Raw genomic sequence first — 15,889 nt, 5'->3', positions numbered from 1 at the left:
GCAATAATTTATTGCTTAATTGCAGAAATATTATATTGTTGTATAATGCCTGCCTATCCAGTGGGAGCAAAATTGTGAACTACAAGATCCAGGTTTTAAGTACGCGTCTACGTTGGGCAATCGTGGTAATTAGCCTTATTGCTATTACTAGCTTACCAATCATTTATTTTTTCTATGATATAAATGGCTTCAATAGTAGTAATCCAGTTTTTCAAGAGTTGTGGGGGTTAGGTGATCAGTTCAGACCGATGCTATTCCTCGGCCAATTACCAACTTTTGTGCTTTCCGGTTTGTTTATCTACTGGCTTTGGCGACTTTTTGGGCAGTATGCCAAGGGTGATTATTTTGGTAAGGAGAGTGACCGATGCTATCTATGGCTAGTTTGGCTTTATGGAGTTTCAATCCCACTAGGTATGTTGGAGTCGCTGTGGCTTAGTTATCTATCGTATGTGCATGATAATGAGTTTACTCTATTCCTTGCACTTGATATCGGCAGGCTATTTACATTGTTCGTGCTAGTGAGCGTCCTCTATATTTTGCGTGCAGCAAAACAAATCGATCAAGAAAACAAAGAGTTTGTTTAGCATGGCTATCATTGTCAATTTGGATGTAATGCTGGCTAAGCGAAAAGTCAGTTCAAAGTCGTTGGCAGCAGAGATAGGAATTACTGAGGCTAATCTTTCCCTGCTGAAGCGTGGTAAAGTGAAGGGAGTTAGGTTTGACACCCTATCGGCAATATGTGAGGCACTAGAGTGTCAGCCCGGTGATATTTTAGAGTTCAGGCGAGATGAGTGACTTACTCACTGGATATTTCATAGGAAAAGCTAAAGGGGCTAGGTTATAGTCAATTAAAATTTCGCCAGAATCTAACATTAGTGTACGGGGTTACCTTTAAGAATAAACTTTTGGACTCCGTATATCTTCTTGCATTGTATTACTTTCCTAAAATTTTTTCTGTAGTGGTTCATCAACTTTCCACATTAAAAGCTGACCAGTAATTCAGCAGCTATCTTCTTTTATAGCTAAGCTATACCCTATAATTGTCAGCCGTAATATGGCAATTGGTAGTTCCCACTCACCAATATAAATTTTCGGGTGATAGTAGTGGCTTTTAAACTGCATATCATTACATATTTATATTTACTTTCTTTTTCTCTTATAACCTTTGCTAATAACTTTTCTGGTCAGTCAGCCTTTGGGGTGGCACCGCCCTCAGAAGTTGAAATAGCTGTCTCGGAAATGAAAAGTCGAACTGGGGATATAACGTTAACTTGGCATCCTCCCCCAGAGACGGTAGACACCTATGAGCTTGTAAAGCAAAAAAATGATGGATTTTGGTCTAAGCCCATAAAAATTGCTGGGCATTCTTATCGGGTTAAAAAGCTATCTACAGGATCTTGGGGATTTAAGGTCCGGGCTTGTAATAATGGTGGATGTGGCACTTATTCCAATGAAAAGTGGGTAAATGTAGCTATCCCACCTTCTTCGCCAAGAAATGTTACCGTTTCTGGTGGCGAGGGAGAGCGAGTTCAGCAGGTACAGCCTCCTGTACAGTCAGCCCCCTTATCAGTGATTACTGCTTCAGACAACCCAGAATCTCATGGAACGGTCAAAGTTCAATGGGAGGCTCCAGATACTGGAGCAAAAGTAACGGGGTATGAAATTGAGCAGTGTAAAGATGATTGCGCAACATGGTCCTCAGTCTATATGGGAGCAAAAATTGTTTCAGTAACCCTCCCAATTGAAAAAAATAATCGATTAAAGAGTGGTTCTTACAAGTTTCGAGTTCGGTCTTATGCTACGGGAGGTCGTTTTACGTCCTACAGTGAGTGGGTAGCATCCCCAAGGGTTGCTGTGATCCGAAAGGGTCTGATAAATCCCAAAGAAGTTAGATTTACCCAGGATAGCATTAAGCCGACGTTTTCAAATGGTCGTAAAGTTGAAGATTTAATTCAAAACCTTAAAGAGGGTAAAGTAACTGCGTATGATGTCCCTCCTATTCGGGTTTTTGGTCGTGACGGAAAGATTTACTCCCTGGATAATAGAAGACTCAAAGCTTTCCAAGAGGCGAGTAAGCCGATAAGAATAATTCCCGCCACATCAGAGGAGTTATCCACCAGATCATTTAAGTTTACCAGTCGTAACGATGGTACATCTATTCGTATCCGTGAAGAAGGTGAAGATCGATGAAATCACTAGATCTGCCAAATAAGCTGGGTGAAATTAAAACAAGGGCTGATTTTTCCAGTTTCATCTTGGATGTACTTGAGGATTTCAAAAATAACGCATCAACCTGGGAAAATACTGATTTAGCCAATTTTCTCGAAGCAATGGCTGCATGGACAGAAGATATGGATGGATTTTATGCAAATCAAGGGAAGGGTATGCCTGAAAATGTTCAGTGGAAAGTCTTTGCTGAAATTATTTATGCAGCAAGAATTTATGAATGATTTGCCAGGGAATCCTACTTATCTCCTAGGATAATATATTTGGAAATTAATAAGCGGTTATCCTGGAGCTTGCCAAATGTTTTCCATTGGTGATTAGGCAGGCAAGATGGCACTCCCTGATAATGGTCTAAATGGTGCTGGGTGAAATCCATATTTACACCTTCAAAGTTATTTAAGTGATATAGTAATTCTGGGTAATCTTATTCTGACTCTTGTCGCTGATTACCTTAAAGTATCCATTTTTTACTCTCCAGATATAAACTGTGAGTAAACGTTTCTATTGGGGTCGATACATGAGTAGTCGCTCAATTTTATGTTATTTGACTCTTTATAATGTCATTTATTTAGTATGTGGCTTGTTGGTACCTTTAAAGGTTGATTCTGCGACACTGGCTCAGTCCTGCTTTTCAAGGCCTAATTCGTTCTGGCAGGAATCTAGTGCCATTAAAGACAGTTGCGTTATTGATTCTAGATGTTATGTCATTAATTTATTTGTTGGGAGCTCAAAGAAAAATAAAAATTGGTTGCCTGTTGGGATTGAGTCTCATCAGTATGCACCAAATGAGGCTTCAAAAAGCGATCAGTCATCGTTCCACTCAGAGAAGATCGAAGGCTTTGATGAGTTATATGCAAAAGCTCCCGCAGCGAAGAAAGAAATTGACCTTCTGGCCGATAAAATAGCGGCTATGAATGAGGGGAGTGTTGCTAAAGTGCCGATAAAGTCATTAGAGAGATCTAAGGAAAAAGTTATTAATGATTACGGCGGTGACCCAACTCGAATCAAAGATCTTGCAAGGAATACCATTGTTGTACCGCAGGATAAAATCCCTATAGTGGTTGGAATGCTTAGGGAAAAAGGGGCAATGGTAAAAGTTATTGATGGATCTGTCGATCCGTTAGGTTATAGCGGAGTAAATTCTAAAATTAAAACGAGTAGTGGTTTGGTTGCAGAAATACAAGTGAACTCTCCTGAGATGATATATGCAAAAGAATCTCCTGAGTTTGCAGTAGCTCTACTGGGTAAGGATGCATATGCATCTATTGCAAAGAGAACCACAATTGAAGGTGGAAAAGGACATGAGTTATACGAGAAATGGCGCTCTTTGAAAGAAGATGATCCACGAAGAAAGAAGATTGAAGTTGAAAGTAAAAATTACTATACGTCTTTGAGGTCTGTGCTGATGCCGATTAAAACAGGTGAATATTTAAATCTAAGGCATATTTTTATTGACTATCCTTTTGAGTCAGTCATGTTTAGGAGGGATCATCAGACTAAAAATATATACAGAAAATTTTATGGTGAAGAGGAAAGTCAAACTCCAATTCCTAGCAATAATCGACTGTTTAATGATGCCCTCCGGCATGGGCAAGAAATATCTCAGGAAGAATATCTTAAAGGGAAGGGGAAAGGGAAAGGAAATGAGGGTTAATGTCTAATTGTGAGTATATCCAAAGAGTTAAAGATAATAATCTCGTGGTCTTTATGTTGGTGTGGGGCTTATAAGATGTTTTGATTTTTTTGTGGCTGGGTTTGTTGAAGGGGGTGTTCTTTTGTGTCAGGTGAAATCATAAGGTCTTAAGGTTTTCAAAGGCTTCAAAATTGAATTGTTGCTTGTCAGTTTTAATTATGATTTTGTGGATCATGAAACTGCCTCCCATAGCTGCACGCTAACTCGAAAAATTAAAATCAATCCAGATACAAACATGATCGAAAGTGCGTAGCTGTTAAATTTTTGTATGCTTATTATCTTTAGGAAATGTTTTGCTATAAACATGCCTGTCATAATTCCCAGTCCAATGGTCAAGCCGTAAGTGATTAATTCAGTGTTAAGCGCGCCAAAATGGAAGTAAGCGACAAGTTTCGTCGAGTGCATCATTAAAGAGCTTACCCCTCTGGTTGCGACTAGCTCCTCTTTGTTAAGTCCGTAATTTAAGAAAAAAGGATTTTGTACGGGGCCTACAGCGCCAATAATTGAAGAGAAGAGTGTGGTGACAAATCCGAGCATGGGAAAGTACGGCAGGTACATAACAAATGAACGTTTCTTATGCCCGAATCCAAACTGAAATATGGTCGAAACTAAGAATAAGCCGACAGTAAACTCTATTAATAGCGGGTGCATCTGGGTATAAACGTAGGCGCCAATAATTGCTCCAGGTATGATGCCTGGGATTAGCCATAATGCCACCTTCCAATCTATGTGCTTCCAAAATAAATACACGCCGAATGGGGATGCAATCGCATTTCCTGTTGTTAATACCGGGGCGACTAAATGGGGGCCAACTAGAAATCCTACTAGTGGTACCAGCAGCAGTGCGCCACCACCTGCAGCCATAATAGAAATGTAGCCAGTAATCAGGCCGAGAATTAGAAGGAGGGTAATGATCATGTGTCAGAGGATTTTCGTGCCTACAATAGGGATTTTTATTTCTTAAAGGTAAGCATAAAAATATTTTAAGGCTAGTGGTTGTGGTAAAGGATATCTATTTTGGAGCAAGTCGAATTATATGAAAATATCTACAGTTTCCTCACATTATTTCACGTCAAATCTGCCTTCTTAGGCTGGTAAATAATAGAATGTTATCACTCAATAGTTTTTTATGATGGCAGATAAAAGTACACTCACATCACTTCACTATTGGGGCTTATCTGTTCTCTCTCTTGCCGTCTTCTTGGTTGCAGGGGACTTTACAGCTTTCTCTCCTGCATTACCGGCGATTGCTGCCAATTTTTCCTCAAATTTTACTTCAGTCCACTGGGTAATTAATGCTTACTCTCTTACTTATGGAGTGATCATTGTGACTGGTGGTCGACTGGCAGATGTTTACGGCCGTAGGCGCTTATTTATATTTGGCGTTATTGTCTTTGCGTTGTCCTCGCTTGTGGGTGGTTTGGCACAAGATCTATGGGTGCTTCTCTTATGTCGGGCATTAATGGGGTTTGCTGGAGCGTTGATCTGGTCCGCGATTCTTGGGATGGCTTATAACCTGTTACCTCCAGAGAGAGCCGGTTTGGCGGGAGGGTTAATACTGGCTGCCCTTGGTTTGTCGACATCCCTAGGGCCCATATTGGGTGGTTTTTTTAGTGAGTACCTAACCTGGAGGTGGGTCCTTTTTGTCAACATACCATTGGCATTTATAATAATTTTTTTGTGTTGTAGGAAGTACCCAGCTGATGAAGTAGTGAGAATTGAGGAGGATGTTGATTATCTGGGTGCATTATTGCTTTCAGTGTCACTATTTTGTTTCTTGCTGGCTATGGAAGTGCTGGCTCAAAAGCATGCTTTTGGATTATTTTCCACTTTATTGTTGTGTTCTTCAATGTTATTTCTTGTGGGGTTTGGTTGTAGAGAGATCAGTAAGGGATCTGCTGCGCTAATACCCGTTGAGTTGATAAAAGATGCCAGTTTTCTATCTATAGTGTTTAGTGTTTTGTTGGTTGCGACAGCCTTCTTTGCTGTCCTTGTTTATATACCTCTACTTTTTATTAAGGTTCATAAATATAGTGCCCTTATGGCAGGGGTTGCACTTTTGCCAATGATGGTAAGCTCCAGTATTTTTTCTTTTGTATCTGGATTGATACACGAAAAGTGTGGTGCAAGGTTGTTAATTTGTAGCGGAGCCCTTGGTATGAGTGTCGGGCTCTATTGGCTGTCAGTACTCAATGAATCCACAAGTTATGTTTTTTTTATCCCTGGGCTGGCATTGGTAGGGGCAAGTTTAGGAGTCTATTCACCAGCCGCGGTTACTGCTGCCGTTGCTTTGGTTGATCCCAGTAAGTCAAGTCTCGCGGGGGGAATTGTTTATATGTTCCGTTTTTTGGGTGGTGCGCTTGCTCTTGGGTTCAACGCAATAATCCTAGCCTATTATGATGATATTGCTGAAGGTGTCTACAGGATTTTTGAGGTGGATGCTTTTATAACTTTTCTTGGTTTTTTATTGCCGCTTTATTTTTTGAAAGGTGTTGATGCACGTTTTTCTTGAGGTTTGTTTTGACGCTTTATATATCTTGTCTGCTGGGTAAAATTTCAAGATCACTTTTGATGATCTGTTTGAGGAGCAATTCAATTTAACAGTGCTTTGCGGGGTGTGAGATCTAACTCTTTTTGCCGAATGGAAGATTGAAGGCTTTGTGTTTGGGTAAACATCAGCTTCTTTTTCAGTATTTTTCTATTGTGCTTGGCTAATGAATGATTCACTTCATGATTTACAGTTGTGGAAGGGGGCTAAGGATTATTTTTAAGCGATGGTCACTAATGAATGCTCTAATGAAATAGTGAGAGGGGAATGCTGTTTTAGTGTGATTTTTGACTTGGCAGGTAAAATTTAACGACTTGTAGAAAGGACTTTAATAATGCTTGGAGTACAAAGTAGCGAAGTTTTAAAGTTGCTGTATTTGTTGGGGGCAGAAAATGGAGTAGTCGATAAAACGTGTTTTATGGCTAGGTGAGTAAAAATAATGAATTTAAAGGGGTTAACGGTTTCTGAAACCCGCAGTTTGGGGCTGGCGGCGTTAATTTTCTCTATTTTCCTTATTGGGTATGACTATACGGCCTTTTCAGTTGCCTTACCTGCGATTCAAAAAACCTTTAATATCGATCTTACTACAACAATGTGGCTGGTTAATGCTTATGCCTTGGCTTTTGGTGTTTCTGTAATATCGTGTGGGCGTTTAGCCGATATGTTGGGTAGGCGCCGAACTTTCTTCATGGGCGCCTCACTTTTTTCGCTATTCTCATTGCTGGGGGGCTTTTCCCTTAACATCTGGATGTTGATGGGGTGTCGCGTAATGTTGAGCATTGGTGGTGCTTTGATGTGGCCCGCCGTGATTGGAATGACATACCACCTGCTGGATAGTAAACGCGCAGGGGTGGCTGGTGGGTTATTAATGCTTGGCTGTGCTGTCGCTAACGCACTTGGCCCAATTATTGGCGGTATTGTGACTGATTCTTTAGGCTGGCGGTGGATTCTCTTTCTTAACCTCCCGATAACTTTGGTAGCAATGTTGGTTTGTTGGCGACTGATTGGTAGTGACTTGCCTGAGGCTCCCTCTGAGCGTGTAGACTTAATGGGGCTACTCTTCCTCTCATTGGCATTACTTGCGCTATTGGTTGGATTGGACCTGTCGGTAGATATGGGATTTGCTAACTATCGAACCATACTTTTATTTTTGGCGTTTGCGATTTTCTTTACAGTTTTTATCTGTTTGGATTACCACTCCTCAGAAGAGCCGCTAATTCCCATCGATGTGGTGAAGAATAAGAAGTTCTTAGCGGAGGGAGTGGCGACCCTGCTGGTCTCTGTGGCATTTATTGCTGCACTTATGTTTATCCCCCAATTTCTAAGCAAGATTTGGAGTTTTTCTGCGATCCAATGTGGTATTGCATTGCTCCCCATGATGCTTGCTTTTGGTGCCACCTCTTTTCTGGCTGGACATCTCTATGGGCGGTATGGGGCCAAGCGCCTTTCCAGTCTAGGGGCCTTATTTATGTGGGCCGGTATGTTGGTTCTTTCGAGGCTTAGTGCTCAAATTGATCCAACTACTTTTGTCCCGGGCCTGATATTGATGGGGGTTGGTATGGGCTTGTTCTATCCAACTGTGACGACGGCAGCGATATTGATCCTTCGTTTCAACCGTGCAAGCCTCGCAGCAGCCATTATTTATATGTTTCAGATTATTGGCGGTGCTATTGGCCTGGGCTTGAATACGACAATCGTTGCACTGGCTCCAGATCTAGCAACAGGTATGAGTAGGGCCTTTTTGATGAATGCACACTTGGCTTTGTTGGGTGTGGTGGTGAGTGTGTTTTTTATTAATGGAAGGAAGCGAATTGTAGGGAATGGTTGCTGTTGAAATAGGAGCTTTTATATTTTATTCGTTGATTACTTCTAAGTATTCCTCTGAGTTTTTTTTGAGTAGATTGGCCCAAGATTATCAAGAAACCTATTGTAAAGTTCTATATCATACTCGCAAATCTTTTCAATTTTCTTCAATGTCCCCGTTTCGGATTTTATTTGTTGAGCAAGTTCACTGTTTGGGCTTATGTTTATTTGGGGTATGTTTAAATTGACTTTAAAGTCTTCGCTGACCTGGTTTGCCAGCAGGTGTAAGTGTTTGGTTGTGCCAACAATTGAAAATTGTTGCAGGTTGGAAAGTGCTTGTTCGATGTAATCTGCAGGGCTTGGATTACGGGTTAGGCTTAAATTTGAGAAATAGTAGAGAAAGGTTTGGCCGGCAACAATTCCTTTGTTAGATTGGATGTATTTATTTAAGGGGAGTGTGTTTTTAGACCATTTACTTTCTTTGAAGCTGTTGTAAACATAGAGTGATATCCATCTTTCGATAGGGTCCCTTAATACTGTTAAGAAATTCCATTCGTGATAGAAGTTTCTTATCAGGTTGGGACGGCAGAAGCAGTGCCCCCGGCCAAAAAAGTTTGATTTAATGGATAGATTGTAAGCAAGTACAGTCTCTCTTACAGACATCATTGAGGTTTCTAATATGTCGGCTGCATATTTACTTTCCTGCAGTTTGATATCGAACTCTCCCAGTCTATGGGGAGTATAAATATCCTTTTTAAGAGATAAGTAAACTGATGAGCCTGCGCATTTAGGGACATGGCTGAAATAGATTTTTGGGGGGGGAGGGGAACTCTGGGGGAGTATTTGGCTATGTGAAACTTTTCCGTCTGAAATATCCTCAGTAGAGGGAGTAAAGGTCAATTTTCGTAAGAGCTTTTTCATTTGAATTTTTGTAATGATAATGAAAAATTTACTTGATTGAGATTGAGATTGAGATTGAGATTGAGTAATAAGTTGTTTGTACTGCCTAATATTCGCAGGTTATGCCATAACGGTAGTGCATTAAAGCTAGTTTGCTTTTTAACTTTTGTAAATATAGTTTTTAAGGGGAATAAGGCTTATATCCATCACAAACTTAATTTGGCGCGAATTGCCTTTAAAGTTTATATACAATTTTGTGTGAAATAAAAAGCCCCGCCAAATGGCGGGGCTTTTTAGTGAGATAGGGCGGTTAATTATACACTAACTTCCTGGATCTCAGTCGCTGCGATGCGCTTGCCTTCTTCGGCAGACTTCTGGAAGTCTTCAATCTGATCGAAGTTCAGGTAGCGGTAGATCTCGCTGGACATGGAGTCCAGGTTCTGTGCGTATTCCTGGTACTCAGCCGGAGTCGGCAGTTTACCCAGGATGGCGCCTACAGAAGCCAGCTCAGCGGAGGTCAGGTACACGTTGGCACCATCGCCCAGACGGTTGGGGAAGTTACGGGTAGAGGTGGACAGTACGGTAGCATTCGGTGCCACACGCGCCTGGTTACCCATACAGAGGGAACATCCGGGCATCTCGGTGCGGGCACCGGCAGAACCGTAGATGTTGTAGTAACCCTCTTCCATCAACTGGTGCTCATCCATCTTGGTGGGCGGGGAGATCCACATGCGAGTGGAGATGCCACCTTTGTGTTCTTGCAGCAGTTTACCGGCAGCGCGGAAGTGACCGATGTTGGTCATACAGGAGCCGATAAAGACTTCGTCTACCTTGTCGCCAGCAACGTCGGACAGCAGGCGTGCGTCGTCTGGGTCGTTCGGAGCACATACGATCGGCTCTTTGATCTCGGCCAGATCGATCTCGATCACTTCCAGGTATTCGGCGTCGGCGTCCGCTTCCATCAGTTTCGGGTTGGCCAGCCACTCTTCCATGGCGCGCGCGCGGCGCTCCAGGGTACGCTTGGAGCCGTAACCTTCAGCGATCATCCAGCGCAACAGGGTTACGTTGGAGCGCAAGTACTCAGACATGGTGTCTTCGGACAGCTTGATGGTACAGCCAGCAGCGGAGCGCTCGGCGGAGGCGTCGGACAGCTCGAATGCCTGCTCTACAGTCAGGTCTTCCAGGCCTTCGATCTCGAGGATGCGGCCGGAGAAGATGTTCTTCTTGCCTTTCTTCTCAACGGTCAGCAGGCCCTGCTTGATGGCGTAGAGAGGAATGGAGTGCACCAGGTCGCGCAGGGTGATGCCGGGCTGCATTTTGCCCTTGAAGCGCACCAATACGGACTCAGGCATATCCAGCGGCATAACACCGGTAGCAGCGGCGAAAGCTACCAGACCGGAACCTGCCGGGAAGGAGATACCCATGGGGAAGCGGGTGTGGGAGTCACCACCGGTACCTACGGTGTCCGGCAGCAGCATGCGGTTCAGCCAGCTGTGGATGATGCCGTCAGCCGGGCGCAGGGAAACACCGCCACGGTTCATGATGAAGTCCGGCAGGGTGTGTTGGGTGCTGATATCAACGGGCTTCGGATAGGCTGCAGTGTGACAGAAAGACTGCATTACCAGGTCGGCGGAGAAGCCGAGGCAGGCCAGGTCTTTCAGTTCATCGCGGGTCATGGGGCCAGTGGTGTCCTGGGAGCCCACAGTGGTCATTTTCGGCTCGCAGTAGGTACCCGGGCGGATACCTTCAACGCCACAGGCTTTACCAACCATCTTCTGCGCCAGGGTGTAACCCTTGCCGGTGTCGGCAGGTTGCTCAGGCTTGCGGAACAGCTCGGAAGGCGCCAGGCCCAGGGCTTCACGGGCTTTGCCGGTCAGGCCGCGGCCGATGATCAGGTTGATACGACCACCAGCCTGAACTTCGTCCAGCAGGACGTCGGACTTCAGTTGGAATTCAGACAGGACTTTGCCGTCTTCGGCCAGGATCTTGCCGTCGTAAGGGCGGATCTCGATCACGTCGCCCATACCCAGTTCGTCAACGGGGGCTTCGAATACCAGGGCGCCGGCATCTTCCATGGTATTGTAGAAGATCGGAGCAACTTTACCGCCGATACAAATACCGCCACCCTTCTTGTTGGGCACGCCAGGCATTTCTTCACCGAAGTACCACAGCACGGAGTTGGTGGCGGACTTACGGGAAGAACCGGTACCTACTACGTCGCCAACGAAAGCAACGGGTAGGCCCTTGGCTTTCACTTCTTCAATTTGCTTCAGCGGGCCGGTAACGCCAGCTTCTTCTGGCTCCAGGCCGTCGCGCTTCATTTTGTACATGGCCAGCGCGTGCAGGGGGATGTCCGGACGAGACCAGGCATCCGGTGCCGGAGACAGGTCGTCGGTGTTGGTTTCGCCAGTGACCTTGAATACGGCAACTTTGATGCTCTCGGGCACTTTGTTGCGCTTGGTGAACCACTCGGCGTCAGCCCAGGATTGCATTACCGCTTTGGCGAATTCGTTGCCGGCTTTGGCTTTCTCTTCCACATCGTGGAAGGCGTCAAACATCAGCAGAGTGCCTTTCAGCTGCTCGGCAGCCAGTTCGGCCAGATCTTTGTCGTCCAGCAGCTCGACCAGGGTGGAGATGTTGTAGCCGCCCAGCATTTGGCCCAGCAGCTCTACAGCGTGTTTGCGGTCGATCAGCGGGGACTCCGCGTCGCCCTTGATAATGGCGGACAGGAAGCCGGCTTTCACGTAAGCGGCTTCGTCAACACCGGGGGGTACACGGTGGGTTAGCAGGTCAACTAATTCCTGCTCTTCGCCTTTTGGCGGATTTTTCAGCAGCTCAACCAGGCCAGCGACTTGCTCTGCGTCGAGTGGCTTCGGTGGGATGCCTTGTTCGGCGCGTTCTGCGACGTGTTTACGATAGGCTTCAAGCACGGATAAGTCCCTCTTGGTGTGTGGGGTGGCACCAACAGCGGGTGGAATTCCCGATCTTTGTACTGTTGTCGGGATTTTTTTTTCGAGGCCGCTGAAGGCGGGGTGGCGAATACTACAGCAAAGCCCTACGGCTGTTAAGTTTATCGAAAAATCAATAATTTAAGTGAATTTCGACTATTCGCAGAGCAAATTTTACTGTGCCCACTGCAGCTGCCTCACCTCTTTTCTTAGTGGCCGAAACAAAATAGTCTACGCGCAATTTTAATCCAGGCCCGCGTTGCCTGATCGGCTAAATCTGGTTAATTGATGTACAAAAAAGTCCGTACACCTTGCATTGGTGTCTGTTCAACGGGAATAGGTGATGATGTCTGTCGTGGGTGCAAGCGTTTTGCCCACGAGGTGATCGACTGGAATGCTTATACCGAAGAGCAGCGCCGTATTATTGCCTCCAGGCGGGAGGGCTATTTAACCAATGCTGTACGCAGCCAGCTGGAAATCATTGATGAGTCGTTGCTGCTTTCCCAGTTGCGCCATCAACAAATTCGCTTTGATGAAAGCCAAAGTGCCTACTGCTGGGTTTTTGAGCTGCTGCGCGCCGGTGCCAGCCAGATTGGCGATCTGGGTGCTTACGGCCTGCGCCCGACAGCTCAGGCCAGGGGAGTGAGTCTGGTGGAAATTCGCCGGCGCATCGATGAAGATTTTTATGCCTTGTCTGTGGCTTACTATCAGCGCTTTATCGCCCCTGGCTTGATATAAGACTGACTTAAAACCTCAACTTATTCTTACGTGCCTGGGCTACTGTATTTCCCGAGGCGATTTACCCCTTTAGAATTGATGTTCATCTTTCCGGTAATGGAGAACCGGCTATCAGCTCAGCTCACAAAAATCCGCGTAGAGTACTTCTCGTGGTTAATCCAAAAAGCCGGAATGGTGCCGAGGCGGATATCGACAGCGGCCTAGCGCGCTTACGCGCTGATGGAATAGAGGTTGAAATCTTGCACTCCGAGGGTCCAGAGGAGACCGAGGCTGTGATCCGGCAGAGCCACAAGAACCTCGACCTTGTGATAGTCGGTGGCGGAGATGGCACCATCAGCTCCACCGCTCGGGTATTGAAAGAGTGCCAACTGGCCCTGGCAATTCTACCGCTGGGTACCGCGAATGATTTGGCGCGCTCCCTTGGCATTGTCGACTTGGAGCAGGCTTTTGATGTCATTATCGGCAACCATCGCCAGCTAATCGACCTCGGCGTTGTCAATGGTCACTATTTTTTCAATGTGGCCAATATGGGGCTTGGGGTAAAAGTGACTGAAGCACAAGACTCCGAGATTAAAAAGCTCTGGGGGGTTCTAAGTTATCTGAGAGCCTTCTTTTTATGCTTATTAGCCGTAGCGAGGAGGATTACCGTGCAGCGGCCGGGCAACTTGAAGAAAAGTCGGCAGCTAATTTCTTAAACACAATTACCAAACGCCGGCAGGTGCTTGCGGACGAGTTAGAGCGGGCAATTCGTGCCGAAGATAGTTTACCCTCTGAGCCGGATAGGGACCTCAAGGCTGGTGAACAGCTGCTACAGAGCTTTGCGCCCCTACTGGCTGAGGACAAAACCAAAGAGATTTTCAAAAAGCGCCAAGACGCCGATCGTGGGCTACTTGCGCGTCTTAACGATGATGAGTTGAGTGCTCTTGATAAATCCCACAAGGCGCTTAAAGAAGCCTGCCGGATTCAACTCGAAGAAACATTGGCGGAGCTGGCTCAAAGGCTCCGGTAGCCCTTTGGGCGTTCCGGTTAACCGGCGCTAGCGTTGCTGTCGCAAGAAGACACGCAGGGCAGGTAGGAATGGCTCTGTGGAAATAGCCAGGTCCCTTCTTTGTCGGCGCCGGCTAACACTGGGTTGATGATCGACCCGAGTAAATTCAGGCAATCGCCCGGCTTCATTCGCAGCCACTAGTATCGGCATGGAGGAGTAACCCACTTGTCGATACTGGTCTTCCCCTCCAGCTTCCTGTGCGAAGAAAATTTCGGCGACCTGTAGATTGGGGCGGCTCTGCACCTGTACCTGGCGCAGGTCCTCCTGTTGGCTTTTGTGCAGGCCGGCAAGCAGTTGCCGTTGGTATTGGATGCCGGGATCTGCACCGGTTGGGTCCATCTGGACCAACTTTTTTTCACACCACTGCACTGTGACTTTGCGAATGGACTTGCGCGCCTTTATCCAGGAGAGTGTGATGGCATCCGGATGCTGCTCGCAGAGTAAAACCAGACGGTAGCACTGGCGCAGGTGCGCGCGGGGGTAGCCCGCTTGCGCCAGTACCTCGCGTACGTTGCGGTCTCGCTCTGCCATGGGCCGCTCTGCTAAGGCTGATCGGTACTCGGCGATAGCATTGGCAAAGGCCTCTTTGTCGCTGTTGAGTTGTTTTGCCAGTGCCAGAGTCTTGTCTGGAACCGCCAATAGACCCGGGATTTGCAGGGTTGCACGGGCATCGCCTCCGGTTCCTAGAGGTTCGGCATAATCCAGCTGGTTATACAGGGCGCCAGCAAGAGAAAAGGGCCGCTCAAAGCTTTCTTGCAAGGATTGGGCTGCTTCCAAGGCAAAAGGTGGCTGCAGCAGATAGTGTTGCCAGGGCTTACCGGCAGTTTGAAGTTGTTCAAGAGAGTCGCGTAATTCTGCTGCGCTGCTGTGGATCTGCTCCAGTAAGGGGGGGATGCTGAGTGCCAATTGCCGATGGTCTTTCATCGCCGAGTTCCACTATTCAAAAGATCAATATTTTAATGCACTTAATAAACCGTTAACAAATTTCTATTTGAACTGTTTAAAACTGGAGGTGCCTGGCGTGTGAAGTTGGTTAGAGGTTGACTGAAGGGGGTGCGTCACAGAGAAAAGGATAGATAGCTATTTACAGTAAAAGCTGCCCTGGAGAGCAGCGCTTGATTTCTGTTGGGGCCTGCCTTTCTGCTGTTGTGCCGCTATAATCCCGCGCCAAATGATGATACCAGATGAAATACTGATCCCATGAGTGCCCAAGTTCCCGATTTGTCCGCGATTCACGAATTCCTGCTGTGCGCCACCCCGGATGCCTGGATTGAGGCAGCACTGGCTGAGCCGGAAATGATGCTGGTGGACCACGCCAACTGTGAAAAGAAGGCGGCCGGTACAGCGCTCAACCTGATGTTTCGCTATCTGGGGGATTTTGAGCTGCTGCACAAGATGTCGCGTTTGGCTCGTGAGGAGTTGCGCCACTTCGAGCAAGTACTGGCTATTATGGAAAAGCGCGGCATTGCCTATCCCCACGTGAGCGCCTCCCGCTACGCGGCTGGGTTGCGTGCCGAGGTGCGCAGCGCAGAGCCAGGGCGCCTTGTGGATACTCTGATTTGTGGAGCCATTATTGAGGCACGCTCCTGTGAACGCTTTGCCCGTATAGCGCCACACTTGGATGAAGAGCTGCAAAAATTTTACCTGTCTCTGCTGAAATCTGAAGCTCGCCATTTCCGCGACTATCTACATCTTGCGCAAAAAGCCGCAGATGAAGATATTGAGCCGCGGGTGCAAGCGTTGTTAGCGCTGGAGAAAGAGCTCGTGCTGAGTGGCGATGGTGAGTTTCGTTTCCATAGCGGTGTGCCGGGAAAGTCGCAGGGCTAGGGTCCGTTAAAAATCATTGAACCGTCACTGATGGAGATCACTTTCTTGCCTAACTAGACAGGAGGGCTATGAAGTTGTTCTACATCAGTTGCAGGCAGTACATTGGACACCAAAATGCTGTGTGCCTATTTAGGTGCTACTTAGGAGCTACCGCGGTT

At 46.4% G+C, this 15,889-nt stretch carries 15 protein-coding genes; 11 read left to right on the top strand and 4 right to left on the bottom strand.

From position 1 onward, the window contains the following. The first annotated feature begins 74 nt into the window (after nucleotides 1-74). From MJO52_RS13250 to MJO52_RS13230, 5 genes are all read left to right on the top strand, one after another. The gene (locus MJO52_RS13250) at nucleotides 75-584 is read left to right on the top strand and encodes a hypothetical protein (protein WP_252082132.1); all 510 of its coding nucleotides are present in this window, start codon (nucleotides 75-77) and stop codon (nucleotides 582-584) included. 1 nt (nucleotide 585) lies between these two features. Further along, the gene (locus tag MJO52_RS13245; protein ID WP_252082131.1) at nucleotides 586-795 is read left to right on the top strand and encodes a helix-turn-helix domain-containing protein; all 210 of its coding nucleotides are present in this window, start codon (nucleotides 586-588) and stop codon (nucleotides 793-795) included. Between the two features lie 309 nt (nucleotides 796-1,104). Beyond that, the gene (locus MJO52_RS13240; RefSeq protein WP_252082130.1) at nucleotides 1,105-2,190 is read left to right on the top strand and encodes a fibronectin type III domain-containing protein; all 1,086 of its coding nucleotides are present in this window, start codon (nucleotides 1,105-1,107) and stop codon (nucleotides 2,188-2,190) included. Then, nucleotides 2,187-2,450 (top strand): DUF7660 family protein, encoded by a 264-nt coding sequence (locus tag MJO52_RS13235; protein WP_252082129.1) that lies wholly within the window; start codon nucleotides 2,187-2,189, stop codon nucleotides 2,448-2,450. Before MJO52_RS13240 ends, MJO52_RS13235 begins: the two co-directional genes overlap by 4 nt. Nucleotides 2,451-2,743: 293 nt before the next feature. Then, complete coding sequence (locus MJO52_RS13230) at nucleotides 2,744-3,880, top strand: hypothetical protein (RefSeq protein ID WP_252082128.1); 1,137 nt, start codon at nucleotides 2,744-2,746, stop codon at nucleotides 3,878-3,880. A 210-nt stretch (nucleotides 3,881-4,090) separates the two neighbouring features. Here the strand turns inward: MJO52_RS13230 and MJO52_RS13225 are convergent, their stop codons facing one another. Then, nucleotides 4,091-4,837: a sulfite exporter TauE/SafE family protein gene (locus tag MJO52_RS13225; RefSeq protein ID WP_252082127.1), complete on the bottom strand. Its 747-nt coding sequence runs from the start codon at nucleotides 4,835-4,837 to the stop codon at nucleotides 4,091-4,093. Between the two features lie 211 nt (nucleotides 4,838-5,048). Between MJO52_RS13225 and MJO52_RS13220 the strand changes: the two genes are divergently transcribed. Together MJO52_RS13220 and MJO52_RS13215 are read left to right on the top strand one after the other, a co-directional pair. After that, nucleotides 5,049-6,431 carry an MFS transporter gene (locus tag MJO52_RS13220; protein ID WP_252082126.1) on the top strand — a complete coding sequence of 461 codons (1,383 nt, stop codon included), beginning with the start codon at nucleotides 5,049-5,051 and terminating at the stop codon, nucleotides 6,429-6,431. Between the two features lie 475 nt (nucleotides 6,432-6,906). Continuing rightward, nucleotides 6,907-8,301 (top strand): MFS transporter, encoded by a 1,395-nt coding sequence (locus tag MJO52_RS13215; RefSeq protein ID WP_252082125.1) that lies wholly within the window; start codon nucleotides 6,907-6,909, stop codon nucleotides 8,299-8,301. 35 nt (nucleotides 8,302-8,336) lie between these two features. Here MJO52_RS13215 and MJO52_RS13210 read toward each other — a convergent pair whose 3' ends face one another. Then, on the bottom strand, nucleotides 8,337-9,191 hold the full coding sequence (locus MJO52_RS13210; protein ID WP_252082124.1) for a sulfotransferase family 2 domain-containing protein: 855 nt from the start codon (nucleotides 9,189-9,191) through the stop codon (nucleotides 8,337-8,339). 293 nt (nucleotides 9,192-9,484) lie between these two features. Next, a complete protein-coding gene (gene acnB / locus MJO52_RS13205; RefSeq protein WP_252082123.1) occupies nucleotides 9,485-12,100 on the bottom strand; it encodes a bifunctional aconitate hydratase 2/2-methylisocitrate dehydratase in 2,616 nt (871 codons plus the stop codon). Nucleotides 12,101-12,406: 306 nt separating this feature from the next. Here acnB and MJO52_RS13200 point away from each other — a divergent pair, with 306 nt between their 5' ends. The 3 genes from MJO52_RS13200 (at nucleotide 12,407) to MJO52_RS13190 (ending at nucleotide 13,865) form a co-directional block, all read left to right on the top strand. Further along, a complete protein-coding gene (locus MJO52_RS13200; protein ID WP_252082122.1) occupies nucleotides 12,407-12,856 on the top strand; it encodes a DUF1289 domain-containing protein in 450 nt (149 codons plus the stop codon). A 149-nt stretch (nucleotides 12,857-13,005) separates the two neighbouring features. Continuing rightward, entirely contained in the window at nucleotides 13,006-13,551 is a 546-nt protein-coding gene (locus MJO52_RS13195) for a diacylglycerol kinase family protein (protein ID WP_252082121.1), read from the top strand. Further along, nucleotides 13,473-13,865 (top strand): hypothetical protein, encoded by a 393-nt coding sequence (locus MJO52_RS13190; protein WP_252082120.1) that lies wholly within the window; start codon nucleotides 13,473-13,475, stop codon nucleotides 13,863-13,865. Before MJO52_RS13195 ends, MJO52_RS13190 begins: the two co-directional genes overlap by 79 nt. Before the next feature lie 27 nt (nucleotides 13,866-13,892). On the opposite strand, the gene MJO52_RS13185 is transcribed toward MJO52_RS13190, so the two are convergent. Then, nucleotides 13,893-14,828, bottom strand: coding sequence for a hypothetical protein (locus MJO52_RS13185; RefSeq protein WP_252082119.1), 936 nt, complete (start codon nucleotides 14,826-14,828; stop codon nucleotides 13,893-13,895). 276 nt (nucleotides 14,829-15,104) lie between these two features. On the opposite strand from MJO52_RS13185, the gene MJO52_RS13180 reads away from it, so the two are divergent. Next, nucleotides 15,105-15,731 (top strand): tRNA-(ms[2]io[6]A)-hydroxylase, encoded by a 627-nt coding sequence (locus MJO52_RS13180; RefSeq protein WP_252082118.1) that lies wholly within the window; start codon nucleotides 15,105-15,107, stop codon nucleotides 15,729-15,731. Nucleotides 15,732-15,889: the final 158 nt, after the last annotated feature.

The organism is Microbulbifer variabilis (genome assembly GCF_023716485.1).
GTDB lineage: Bacteria > Pseudomonadota > Gammaproteobacteria > Pseudomonadales > Cellvibrionaceae > Microbulbifer > Microbulbifer variabilis_B.
The sequence above is the reverse complement of the archived record's forward strand: the minus strand, read 5'-3'. Positions and strand labels throughout refer to the sequence as shown.

What these genes read in the sequence shown, in the direction of transcription:
- MJO52_RS13220 (WP_252082126.1), top strand. Translation starts at nt 5,049, where the DNA reads ATGATGGCAGATAAAAGTACACTCACATCACTTCACTATTGGGGCTTA.
- MJO52_RS13200 (WP_252082122.1), top strand. Translation starts at nt 12,407, where the DNA reads ATGTACAAAAAAGTCCGTACACCTTGCATTGGTGTCTGTTCAACGGGA.
- MJO52_RS13185 (WP_252082119.1), bottom strand. Translation starts at nt 14,828, where the DNA reads ATGAAAGACCATCGGCAATTGGCACTCAGCATCCCCCCCTTACTGGAG.
- MJO52_RS13235 (WP_252082129.1), top strand. Translation starts at nt 2,187, where the DNA reads ATGAAATCACTAGATCTGCCAAATAAGCTGGGTGAAATTAAAACAAGG.
- MJO52_RS13245 (WP_252082131.1), top strand. Translation starts at nt 586, where the DNA reads ATGGCTATCATTGTCAATTTGGATGTAATGCTGGCTAAGCGAAAAGTC.
- MJO52_RS13215 (WP_252082125.1), top strand. Translation starts at nt 6,907, where the DNA reads ATGAATTTAAAGGGGTTAACGGTTTCTGAAACCCGCAGTTTGGGGCTG.
- MJO52_RS13190 (WP_252082120.1), top strand. Translation starts at nt 13,473, where the DNA reads ATGCTTATTAGCCGTAGCGAGGAGGATTACCGTGCAGCGGCCGGGCAA.
- MJO52_RS13230 (WP_252082128.1), top strand. Translation starts at nt 2,744, where the DNA reads ATGAGTAGTCGCTCAATTTTATGTTATTTGACTCTTTATAATGTCATT.
- MJO52_RS13180 (WP_252082118.1), top strand. Translation starts at nt 15,105, where the DNA reads ATGAGTGCCCAAGTTCCCGATTTGTCCGCGATTCACGAATTCCTGCTG.
- MJO52_RS13210 (WP_252082124.1), bottom strand. Translation starts at nt 9,191, where the DNA reads ATGAAAAAGCTCTTACGAAAATTGACCTTTACTCCCTCTACTGAGGAT.
- MJO52_RS13225 (WP_252082127.1), bottom strand. Translation starts at nt 4,837, where the DNA reads ATGATCATTACCCTCCTTCTAATTCTCGGCCTGATTACTGGCTACATT.